Raw genomic sequence first — 10,907 nt, forward strand, 5'->3', positions numbered from 1 at the left:
GTTCCTTTCGGCTTAGGTGCAACCTAATCCATACCTTGGATAGATCGTCTATGTTTGGAAGGTGATTAGGCAAAAAAGAACTCGGACTCCAACACCTCCTTGATGTCGAGGGTCCCGAGCGGCGGTGGCGGCGGGCACTCCGCCCTCACCTCCTCGGGTAAGCCGGCCAACAACTCGGCCAGCACATGGTGGTCGGTGTACATGTCGACGAACGCGTGGCGCAGGCAGGCCGACAGCATGTCCATGTCGGCAGCCACGGTGCCGTAGCTGTCGTGGATCATGGCGAACTGCTCCACCCCGTTATCGAGCGCGAGGTCGATCGTCAGCATCATCGCCGCCGCGTCCAGCGAGTGGACGAAGTTGGGCGACACGGCGAGCGCCTGCTTGCTGCCGTCGATGGTGTCGGCCTCTTCCTGCGTGCTGAGGAACACGATGGACCCCTGCAGCCGCGTCTTCACCCGGCGATGGGTCAGGTCCATGTAGGACTGGTAGACCGGGAAGCCGGACGGCGTCGTCCAGATCAGTGGGTGCCCGTGCTTGGTGCAGATGCGGGCCACCTTCTGGAGCCAGTCCATCGCCTGACGCGCGGCCACGACCACGTCGCCGATACTGTCCCACACCATCCGCGCAAGCAGGTTGATGTTCGGGCGCAGCTCGTCACCGAACGGGTTCTCCGCTCCGCTCGCGATCTTCTCGTGAACGGCCTCTGCGACGTACTGCATGCAGGATCGGAACGTCCCACCATAGGGCAGCACCATGACCGGCCGCTTGGTGATCTTGCGGTTGATCCCGAAGTCCAGCCAGCTCCGGTTCTGCCACTCCTCCTTGGCCTGCTCCAACTTCCAGATCACGCGGTCGGCGACCTTCTGGTAGATGTCGGCCGGCAATGCGTTGGGCGTCAGGTTCACCGCAGCGCCACCGATGGGGTCGCGCAGCATTGCCGAGAAGTGCTGCAGTCCGTTGCAGCTCCCGTCGACCGCGAGCGGCAGCGACGACACGTAGCCGTAGCCGTGTTCGAGGAACGCCGCGTACTCAAAGCACCACGCGAGGAAGCACCACGGCTTGTCCGCATCGGTCCACCACAGGTCGCCGAGAGGTTCGCTTGCCGTGTACTTGATCTGCTCCTCGCGCTCCTGCACCCACGCAATGCGGTCGGCGAAGTTGGCCTTGTCGTAGCCGAACATGTTCGCACCGTGGATGGCGAGCCAGCCGGCGGCACGGGGCGTCTCGATGGGCTTACCCTTCTCGGCAGCGAACGTCAGCAGCGCCTTCGCTTGGTCGCTGCTCTGCGGATTGAGCGAGGCCGGCACGGCGTAGCCCCGGCCCCGGAAGTCGAGCTGGTGTGGGAAGTAGATCGCCGGCTCGTCTCGCAGCTCGGTGGCGACCTGTAGTGCCTGGGCGATCTGCACCCGCTTGCCACGGGTCGCGGCGTTCTCTTCGTGGATGCGTCGCGCCTCGACGCGGTACGCCTGCCGCTTCTCGTCGGGCACGTTGGCCCATGCCGCCTTCCCCTTCGCCGCCGGGTCGAACCCGACCGGCTTGGACGGCAGCTCCAGATCGTGCTTGTTCGGCATCGCGATCTGCAAGTCGCGGTCCCACACCTCGGTCATCACGTCGAGCACCTTGGTGTTGATCCGCCACGCCGTGCGTTGGATGGCGTTGAGGCCGCGCAGCACGATGGACAGGTCGGCGCTTTCAAGTAACTCCTTGTGTCGGCTGTGGTTGCACGCCTTGACCAGCGGCATCTGCGTCACCGGGTAGGAGTAGTAGCCCCCGCCTCTCGTGCTCTCCCAATCCTTCGGAGGGGCCACCATCGGGGCAGCGATGGGCGACAGCAGCTCGGCCCGTGCGTCGCGATCCTTGATCCACTGCTCGGCCACGTCGGTCGGACGCACGATCAGCTTCGTCTTGGTGCCGCTGCGGACGGTGACGATGTCGATGAAGCCGGTCACCTCGACCAGCATCTCGACCAGTCGGGTGCCGAGGTGCAGCTTCTCGGTCTGCGTCAGCTTCGGCAGCTCGACGCTCGCCTTGTTGGCGGCGAACACGAACACCCGCCGGGCGTGGCCGGCAGACGCGCCTCGCTCCTTCATGCGGCGCATGATCGTGTTGTAGAGGCCGCCCTGCTGTTCCTCGAACGCGGCCAGCCGAAGCTCCTCCTCGATTGCGGAGCCGATCTGCACCGCCGTGTTGGTCAGGCTGCGGCGCAGGATCGCCGAGCTGACCGCGACCCGCGTCGCGAGATAGGCCGACACCTCGGGGGCCAGCAGGTCCAGCGTCCGCATGGCAACGTGCCGACGCCCTGCCCGGCCGCTCTTGGCGTCGTCGAGTGCGGCCTTGATTGCCTGCGACAGCGGCCCGATGGCTCGCTTGACGAGGCCGACACCACCCGGTGTCTCGGCGCCGAGGCCCTTCTGCTGGGCCTTGATCACCCTGTCGCGTACTTTCTTCGCGCCCGCCTCGCGGGCCTGTTGTTCGTGCTGCTCCTCGCGGAGCGCTACGGCTGCGGTCAAGCTGCCTCCTTCTCGTTGGTTGCGATCTTGTCGGGGCGCATGCGGACGAAGCGCGGGTGCCGGAATTTGCCGTCCGGGGTGAACTGCATGCAGGACACCTCGACCGTCTGGCCGATCAGCGTCCCGGCCAGCGCCTCGGCCCACAGCTCCTCGCGCTCGTCGTCCGTCATGCCGGTGCCGACATCACCGTGCGTGGTTTTGAGGTAGCCCAGCCGGCCGACGTGCTTGCCCTCTCCTTCGCCCCAGCCGGTGACCAGCACGTCGATGGTCTCTTCGGGCTTCACCTTGATCCAGCGCTCGCCCTGCCGCAGGACCAGCCCCTCGAACCCGGCGTCGATGACGCTGTGCATCAGGGTGATGATCTCGTCGGCGGTCGGGTCGACGATGGTGCCTCGGCGCAACCGCGCGTCCAGCGGTGCCAGGGCGAACAGGTGCTCGTACCCGACGCGCGGCGTGTCCGGTTTGAGGTGCTTCGTCTTAAGGGCGCGGGAGGTGCGCGACAGGCTCCCGAGGTAGACCTCGCAGTCGGTCGCCATCCCCGGCTTCCACGGCGGCAGGTTAGGGATTGGCTTGTCGGCCCGGCTACGCCACTCGCTTCCGTTCCAGAGGGCACGCCAACCGTCGACCTTGATGGTGACCTCCCATTCGCCGGTCAGGTCGCGACCGTTCCACGGGCGGGGCTTGATGTAGGTGGCCGACATCAGGCGGCCTCCCCTTCCTCGGCGTCCAGCGCACGGGCGGTCGCCTCACAGTCTGCGACGGCCTGCTGGAAGTCCTCGGGGGACCAGTTGGCCTCGGGACAGTAGGGCTTGGCCCCGACCAGCTTCATCACCGCCTCGTGCCACTCGCGGGCCTCGCGGTCCGCCTCGTCTGGTGTCTCGAAGCTGCCGAGGTGGGTCCACGTTTCGGTCTGCAGCTCCCACCCGAACACGTCGAAGCCCATGTTGTCGGAATTGCCAGCCTCGGTCGGGATGTAACGGAAGCGCTCGTTCTTCTCGTCGAATGCGTAGTCGTGGATGGGCATCACGAACGCGGCCATCTGCACGATGGGCGTTGGGTTCTTCATGTGTTCTCCATTGGCATGCGGATTGTCACCGCTGAGTGTCCCCAGCGGCGTTGTCACCAACATCTACCTGCTGATCGTAGAGTGACCGAAAATGCAAAGAGGGAAGCGAATTAATCGCTCCCCTCAATACGTTAGTCGATTGTTGCTGATCGTAGTGTGACGTCTACGGGATTTTAAGTCCCTTGCGTCTACCAATTTCGCCACGCCCGCATCCCGGACCGCGAGGCCGCCGAAGGATGGCGGCTGCGGTGGTGGCTATCCCGGCTCGGTGTCGGTAATGGTGCCGAGTTCCGCGCCAGTGCGCCGCATTCATAATCGACCCGGCGGCGCAACGCAAAGCGGGGTTGCAGTGATGCGGCGGCTTCGCCGTCCGCGCGCTTTGACATCGCCCCGCATTGTCGGCTGGAATGTGCACGGCGCCTGCGGCGTCGGGCGCGGCGATGTTTCCAGCCGATGCCGATTCCGCTCCCACCCTCTGCCCTGCCCGCTGTTGCCCGTTCCTTGCTTGCAGGCCGCCCGAGACGTCCCAGTGAATCGACCACAGCCGAGGTGACCCGCGCATGCCGACCATCGACCGTATCGACGCCTTCGCCGACGAAATGACCGCGATCCGCCGCGATCTCCACGCCCATCCCGAGATCGGCTTCGAAGAGGTGCGGACCTCGAACATCGTCGCCGAGAAGCTCGGGCAATGGGGCATCGAGGTGCATCGCGGCATCGGCGGCACCGGCGTGGTCGGCGTGCTCAAGGGCAAAGGCGAAGGCGGCCGCCGCATCGGGTTGCGCGCCGACATGGACGCGCTGCCGATGGAAGAGCACACCAATCTGGCGTGGCGCTCCACGATCCCCGGCCGCTTCCACGGCTGCGGCCATGACGGCCACACCACGATGTTGCTCGGCACCGCGCGCTATCTCGCCGAGACCCGCAATTTCGACGGCACCGTGCACTTCATCTTCCAGCCGGCCGAAGAAGGCCTCGGCGGCGCGCGCGCGATGCTGAAGGACGGGCTGTTCCAGAAATTCCCGTGCGACGAGCTCTACGGCCTGCACAACGCCCCCGACCTCGCCCATGGCGAGATCGCGGTGCTGCCGGGACCGGCGATGGCCGGCGCCGACTTCTTCGACATCACCATCTCCGGCTACGGCGCCCACGGCGCGATGCCGGAGCGCTCCAAGGACCCGGTGGTGATCGCGATGACGCTCGGCCAGGCGCTGCAGACCATCGTCAGCCGCAACGTCGATCCGCTGCACTCGGCGGTGCTGTCGATCACCCAGATCCATTCCGGCTCGGCCTACAACGTGATCCCCGGCGAAGCGCGCCTCGCCGGCACGGTGCGCTGTTTCTCCGATGACATCCGCAAGCTGGTGCGGACGCGAATGCGGGCGCTCGCCGCCGGCATCGCCGCGGCGTTCGACGTCGAAATCCAGGTCGAGATCCGCGACATCTTCAGCGTGCTGGTCAATCAGCAGGAGCAGAGCGACGTCGTCGTCGAGGTCGCGCGCGGCGTGGTCGGCGACGCCGGCGTCAAGCTGCGCGAGCAGCCGAAGATGGGCAGCGAGGATTTCGCCGATATGCTGCAGGCGATCCCCGGCGCATATTTCTGGGTCGGCCACGACGGCGACGTGCCGGTGCACAATCCCGGCTACGTGCTCGACGACAAGATCCTGCCGATCGGCGCCAGCATGTTCGCGCGGATCGTCGAGACCCGCCTGCCGGTCGGCGGCGAGGTGACCGCCAATGTCTGACGGCATCAGCACCAAGGCCACCGCGCTGCACGATTACTCCGCCACCGAACTGCTCGCCGGTTACTACGGCAAGCAGTTCTCGCCGAGCGAGGTGATGGAGGCGGTGATCGCCCAGGCGACGCGCTGGGAGCCGCATCTGAATGCGCTGTACGGATTCGATCCCGACGCCGCACGCAAGGCGGCGCAGGCCTCGACGGAGCGCTGGGCCAAGGGCGAGCCGCTCGGCCTGCTCGACGGCGTGCCGGTGACGATCAAGGAGAACGTCGCCACCGCAGGCGTGCCGGTGCCGCTCGGCGTGCCGATCACGCCGCTGACGCCGGCCACGGCCGATGCGCCGCCCGCCGCGCGGCTGCGCGAAGCCGGCGGCATTCTGTGGAGCAAGACGACGATGCCGGATTTCGGCATGCTGTCGTCGGGCCTGTCGAGCTTCCACGGCGTCACCCGCAATCCGTGGGACGTGTCGCAGAACACCGGCGGCTCTTCCGCCGGCGCCGGCGCTGCTGGCGCGGCCGGCTACGGGCCGCTGCATCTCGGCACCGATATCGGCGGCTCGGTGCGGCTGCCGGCCGCGTGGTGCGGCATCTTCGCGCTGAAGCCGAGCCTCGGCCGCGTGCCGATCGATCCGCCTTATGTCGGCCGCTGCGCCGGGCCGATGACCCGCACCGTCGACGACGCCGCGCTGATGATGAGCGTGCTGTCGCAGCCCGACGGCCGCGATGGCATGAGCCTGCCGCCGCACGATTTCGACTGGAGCGAACTCGACGTCGATGTGCGCGGCAAGCGCATCGGCCTGCTGTTCGATCTCGGCTTCGGCATGGCACTGGAAGACGAGGTACGCGACATCGTCACGCGGGCGGCGCGCACGTTCGAGGCGCAGGGCGCGATCATCAAGCCGGTCGAGCTCGGCTTCACCCGCGAGATGATGGACGGGCTCGACAATTTCTGGCCGGCGCGGATGTGGAGCGATCTGGCGCTGTTCTCCGACGATCAGCTCGCCCGGGTGCTGCCCTACATCGTGCGCTGGGCCGAGCCCGGCGCGCGGCTGAGCGGCGTCGACGTGGTGCGCGGCTTCAACCAGACCATGGCGGTGCGCGCGCTCGGCGCCAAGCTGTTTGCCGATATCGACTATCTGATCTCGCCGGTGGCACCGGTAGTGAGCTTCGCCGCCGATGTCGCCTCGCCCTGGAATGATCCGGACCGGCCGTTCGATCACATCCTCTATACCGTGCCCTGGAATATGGCGGAGAATCCGGCCGCTTCGATCAACGGCGGCTATAGCGCCAAGGGCTTTCCGATCGGCGTGCAGATCGTCGGCAAGCGTTTCGACGATCTCGGCGTGCTGCGCATGGCGAAGGCGTTCGAAGGCCTGCGCGGCGAACAGAAGCCGTGGCCGGTGCCGCCGCGGTGACGAACGCGTAGGATGGGTTGAGCGCAGCGAAACCCATCAGCCACACGTCCGACCTCGCGATGGGGTTCGCTGCGCTCAACCCATCCTACAAGGTGTCATGCGCGGGCTCGACCCGCGCATCCATCTCCTTCATAAGGATGGATGGCCGGGTCAAGCCCGGCCATGACGACTCATAATCAAAAACACGCTGGAGGAAACCAGATGCCGTTCGAGACCATCAAATACGAGGTCGCCGAGCAAATCCTCACCATCACGCTGAACCGGCCGGAGAAGCTGAACTCGTTCACGCCGACGATGCAGCGCGAGCTGATCGAGGCGTTCGACAAGGCCGATGCCGACGACAACGTGCGCGCCATCATCGTCACCGGCGAAGGCCGCGCGTTCTGCGCCGGCGCCGACCTCTCCTCGGGCGCCGACACCTTCGATCGCGACGCCCGCCGCGGCCCGGTGCGGCGCAACGCCGACGGCTCGACCGACTACTCCGACCCGCAGGTCCGCGACGGCGGCGGCCAGGTGACGCTGCGGATCTTCAAGTGCCTAAAGCCGGTGATCGCCGCCGTGAACGGCCCAGCGGTCGGCATCGGCGTCACCATGCAGCTCGCCATGGACATCCGCATCGCGTCCGAGGCCGCACGGTTCGGCTTCGTGTTCTCGCAGCGCGGCATCGTGCCGGAAGCAGCGTCGAGCTGGTTCCTGCCGCGCATCGTCGGCATCGCCCAGGCTCTGGAGTGGTGCTACACGGGGCGCGTGTTCCCGGCGCAGGAAGCGTTCGCTGGCAAGCTGGTGAGCCGCGTGGTGCCCGCCGATCAGCTGCTCGACACCGCGCGCACCCTCGCCAAGGAAATCGCCGCCAAGACCGCGCCGGTGTCGGTGGCACTGATCCGGCAGATGATGTGGCGGATGATGGGCGCCGACGATCCGATGGAAGCCCACAAGATCGACAGCCGCGGCATCTACGAGCGCGGCCGCTCCGACGACGTCAAGGAAGGCGTCTCCTCGTTCCTGGAAAAGCGCCCGGCGCAGTTTAAGAACAAGATCACCGCCGACATGCCGCCCTACTTCCCGTGGTGGGACGAGCGCGAGTACAAGTAAGAAGCGCTCGACTGCACGGCCTCACGCCGTCCAGCCCCACGCACGTCATTCCGGGGCGCGAGCATTTGCTCGCGAACCCGGAATCCCGAAATTGTTTGCAAAGAGAGATTCCGGGTTCGCGCTTCGCGCGCCCCGGAATGACAAACGAGAGGACGGTGCGCGCGGCGCCGGTGCAGCTCGTAGGATGGGTTGAGCCGGAGGCGAAACCCATCGCCGCACGCGCCGCCGCCGCCGCCGATGGGTTTCGCTGCGCTCAACCCATCCTACGGACTACCCATCCTACGGACTAACCGTCCTTCGCCGGCGCGGCCTTCAGCTCCGGAAAATCCTCTTCGGAAAATTCGAGTCCGCGCAAGCTATCGGTCTGGTCGTGTTCGTGCTCGATGCGGCGCAGATGCACGCGGCGGATTTTGCCGGAGATGGTCTTCGGCAGTTCGCTGACGATCTCCAGCTTGCGGATGCGCTTGAACGGCGCCAGCCGGCCTTGCATGTGCTTGAAGATCGACAGCGCGGTGTCGCGCGAGCGCTCGGCGCCGCCGGTGAGCAGCACATAGGCTTTCGGGATCGCCAGCTTGATCGGATCCGGGCTCGGCACCACCGCGGCTTCCGCCACCAGATCGTGCTCGAGCAATACGCTTTCCAGTTCGAACGGCGAGATCCGGTAGTCGGAGGATTTGAACACGTCGTCGGTGCGGCCGACGAAGGTCAGGTAACCGTCCTCATCCGCGAAGGCGACGTCGCCGGAGCGATACACCTCGCCGTCGGCGCCCGCGAGCTTGCCGCCCTCGCCCTGATAGCCCTGCATCAGCCCGGCGGGGCGCGCGGCGCCGAGCGCGAGCGTGATCTCGCCTTCCTTGGCCGGCTGACCGTCCGCATCGGTGATCTTGACCACATAGCCCGGCAGCGGCCGGCCCATCGAGCCGATCTTCACGGTCTGGCCCGGCGAGTTGCCGACCATCGCGGTGGTCTCGGTCTGGCCGTAGCCGTCGCGGATGGTGACGCCCCAGGCGGCCTTGACCTGATCGATCACTTCCGGATTGAGCGGCTCGCCGGCGCCGCAGACTTCGCGCAACGCGACCTGGTAGTCCGACAGCTTCTCCTGGATGAACATCCGCCACACCGTCGGCGGCGCACACAGCGTGGTGACGCCGCAGCGGCCGATCGTCGTCAGCAGGCTCTTGGCGTCGAACCGCGGCTGGTTGACCACGAACACGGTGGCGCCGGCATTCCACGGCGCAAACAAGCAGCTCCAGGCGTGCTTGGCCCAGCCCGGCGAGGAAATATTGAGATGCACGTCGCCGGGCTGCAGCCCGAGCCAGAACATCGTCGACAGCGCGCCGACCGGATAGGAGCGCTGGCTGTGCCGCACCAGCTTCGGCTTCGCGGTGGTGCCGGAGGTGAAATACAGCAACATCGGATCGTCCGCTTGCGTCGGCCCGTCCGGGGTGAAGACGTCAGGCTGCAGCGCGGTCCCGTCGTAATTGAGCCAACCGTCCTGCGCGTCGTCGACGACGATGCGGACCAAATCGTCGCCGCCGAGACCGGCGAATTTGGCGACCTGGTCCGGCGCCGCCACCACCGCCTTGGCGCGGCCGCGGTCGAGCCGGTCGCGCAGCTCTTCCGGCGTCAGCAGCGTGGTCGCCGGAATGGTGACGAGGCCGAGCTTGATCGCCGCCAGCATCACTTCCCACAGCGGCACGACATTGCCGAGCAGCAGCAGCAAATGATCGCCGCGCTTCAGCCCCTTAGCGCGCAGAAAGTTCGCGACCTGGTTGGAGCGCTTCGACAGATGCGCGAAGGTCGGCTTCTCCTCCCGGCCGGTGGTGCCGTCGACGATCCACAGCGCGGGACGGTTGCGGCTGTCGGCATTGCTGGCGAGTTCGGCGTCGAACCAGTCGAGCGCCCAGTTGAACGGCACCGGATCGGGCCAACGGAAACCGGCGACCGCGGCGGCGTAGTCGGTGCGGTGTTGAAGCAGGAACGAACGGGCTTGCTGGAACGTGGTCATGAAGCACCTCGCTTACGAGGCACAGCGGCCACCGCCAGTTCACCCGTCATTGCCGGGCTTGACCCGGCAATCCATCGGATTGCGAAGAGCGATGGATGCGCGGGTCAAGCCCGCGCATGACGGCGATTACGGAGGTGTCGCCGTGCAAAACATCAAACGCTTACTTCCGCCCCTGCTCGCGCAGGTAGTTGATGATTCCGGAAAAGTCCGTGCCGCCGTGGCCGGCCTGTTCGAATGCTGTGTAGATCTCGGCGGCGTGCTGGCCGAGCGGCGTCGAGGCGCCGGCCGCCTTGGCGGCTTCCTGCGACAGCTTGAGATCCTTCAGCATCAGCGCCGCGGCGAAGCCCGGCTTGTAGCTGTTGTTGGCGGGCGACGCCGGCACCGGGCCTGGCACCGGGCAATAGCTGGTGAGCGACCAGCACTGGCCCGACGAGGTCGAGGCGACGTCGAACAGCGCCTGATGCGAGAGCCCGAGCTTCTCGGCCAGCGTGAACGCTTCCGACACCCCGATCATCGAAATGCCGAGGATCATGTTGTTGCAGATCTTCGCCGCCTGGCCCGCGCCGGCGCCGCCGCAATGCACGATCTTCTTGCCCATCTGTTCGAGCACCGGCTTGGCCGCCGCGAACGCGGCTTCGCTGCCGCCGGCCATGAAGGTCAGCGTCGCGCCCTTGGCGCCGCCGGTGCCACCGGAGACCGGCGCGTCGACCGAAGCGATGTCGTGCTTGGCGGCGAGCGCATGCGCCTGCACGGCGCTTTCGACGTCGATGGTCGAGCAATCGATGATCAGCGCGCCCTTGGCGGCATGCGGCAGGATCTCGTTCCACACCGCCAGCACATGCTTGCCGGCCGGCAGCATGGTGACGATGACGCCGGCGCCCTTCACCGCATCGATCGCGGTCGGCGCGATGCTGACGCCCTCGGCCTTGGCCGCGTCGCACGATGCCGCCACCAGATCGAAGCCGGCGACCTTGCGGCCGGCCTTCACCAGATTGCCGGCCATCGGCCCGCCCATATTGCCGAGACCGATGAACGCGATATCCGTCATGTCCCCTTCCTCCCTTTGTTGTCTGGC

At 66.7% G+C, this 10,907-nt stretch carries 8 protein-coding genes; 3 read left to right on the forward strand and 5 right to left on the reverse strand.

The genetic code is table 11. The features are described 5' to 3' along the window. Positions 1-65: 65 nt before the first annotated feature. From DNX69_RS00690 to DNX69_RS00700, 3 genes are read right to left on the reverse strand one after another with little or no spacing between them, the layout of a single operon-like run. Positions 66-2,513, reverse strand: a complete 2,448-nt coding sequence (locus tag DNX69_RS00690) for a DNA-directed RNA polymerase (RefSeq protein ID WP_165825153.1) — start codon at positions 2,511-2,513, stop codon at positions 66-68. Continuing rightward, positions 2,510-3,214 (reverse strand): hypothetical protein, encoded by a 705-nt coding sequence (locus tag DNX69_RS00695; RefSeq protein ID WP_110784002.1) that lies wholly within the window; start codon positions 3,212-3,214, stop codon positions 2,510-2,512. The genes DNX69_RS00690 and DNX69_RS00695 overlap by 4 nt, the downstream gene beginning before the upstream one ends. After that, entirely contained in the window at positions 3,214-3,579 is a 366-nt protein-coding gene (locus tag DNX69_RS00700) for a hypothetical protein (RefSeq protein ID WP_133255954.1), read from the reverse strand. Before DNX69_RS00700 ends, DNX69_RS00695 begins: the two co-directional genes overlap by 1 nt. 560 nt (positions 3,580-4,139) lie before the next feature. On the opposite strand from DNX69_RS00700, the gene DNX69_RS00705 reads away from it, so the two are divergent. The 3 genes from DNX69_RS00705 (at position 4,140) to DNX69_RS00715 (ending at position 7,824) form a co-directional block, all read left to right on the forward strand. Then, positions 4,140-5,324 (forward strand): M20 aminoacylase family protein, encoded by a 1,185-nt coding sequence (locus tag DNX69_RS00705; RefSeq protein WP_110784005.1) that lies wholly within the window; start codon positions 4,140-4,142, stop codon positions 5,322-5,324. Next, complete coding sequence (locus DNX69_RS00710) at positions 5,317-6,732, forward strand: amidase (protein ID WP_110784006.1); 1,416 nt, start codon at positions 5,317-5,319, stop codon at positions 6,730-6,732. Before DNX69_RS00705 ends, DNX69_RS00710 begins: the two co-directional genes overlap by 8 nt. Before the next feature lie 201 nt (positions 6,733-6,933). Beyond that, positions 6,934-7,824, forward strand: coding sequence for a crotonase/enoyl-CoA hydratase family protein (locus tag DNX69_RS00715; protein WP_110784007.1), 891 nt, complete (start codon positions 6,934-6,936; stop codon positions 7,822-7,824). Between the two features lie 286 nt (positions 7,825-8,110). Here the strand turns inward: DNX69_RS00715 and DNX69_RS00720 are convergent, their stop codons facing one another. Both DNX69_RS00720 and mmsB read right to left on the reverse strand, forming a co-directional pair. Beyond that, positions 8,111-9,832, reverse strand: coding sequence for an AMP-binding protein (locus tag DNX69_RS00720; RefSeq protein WP_110784009.1), 1,722 nt, complete (start codon positions 9,830-9,832; stop codon positions 8,111-8,113). A 160-nt stretch (positions 9,833-9,992) separates the two neighbouring features. Further along, on the reverse strand, positions 9,993-10,880 hold the full coding sequence (gene mmsB / locus DNX69_RS00725; protein ID WP_110784010.1) for a 3-hydroxyisobutyrate dehydrogenase: 888 nt from the start codon (positions 10,878-10,880) through the stop codon (positions 9,993-9,995). Positions 10,881-10,907 lie beyond the last annotated feature (27 nt).

Source organism: Rhodopseudomonas palustris (assembly GCF_003226555.1).
GTDB lineage: Bacteria > Pseudomonadota > Alphaproteobacteria > Rhizobiales > Xanthobacteraceae > Rhodopseudomonas > Rhodopseudomonas palustris_I.

Coding starts and splice junctions, on each gene's coding strand:
- DNX69_RS00710 (WP_110784006.1), top strand. CDS start 5,317: ATGTCTGACGGCATCAGCACCAAGGCCACCGCGCTGCACGATTACTCC.
- DNX69_RS00705 (WP_110784005.1), top strand. CDS start 4,140: ATGCCGACCATCGACCGTATCGACGCCTTCGCCGACGAAATGACCGCG.
- mmsB (WP_110784010.1), bottom strand. CDS start 10,880: ATGACGGATATCGCGTTCATCGGTCTCGGCAATATGGGCGGGCCGATG.
- DNX69_RS00700 (WP_133255954.1), bottom strand. CDS start 3,579: ATGAAGAACCCAACGCCCATCGTGCAGATGGCCGCGTTCGTGATGCCC.
- DNX69_RS00720 (WP_110784009.1), bottom strand. CDS start 9,832: ATGACCACGTTCCAGCAAGCCCGTTCGTTCCTGCTTCAACACCGCACC.
- DNX69_RS00715 (WP_110784007.1), top strand. CDS start 6,934: ATGCCGTTCGAGACCATCAAATACGAGGTCGCCGAGCAAATCCTCACC.
- DNX69_RS00695 (WP_110784002.1), bottom strand. CDS start 3,214: ATGTCGGCCACCTACATCAAGCCCCGCCCGTGGAACGGTCGCGACCTG.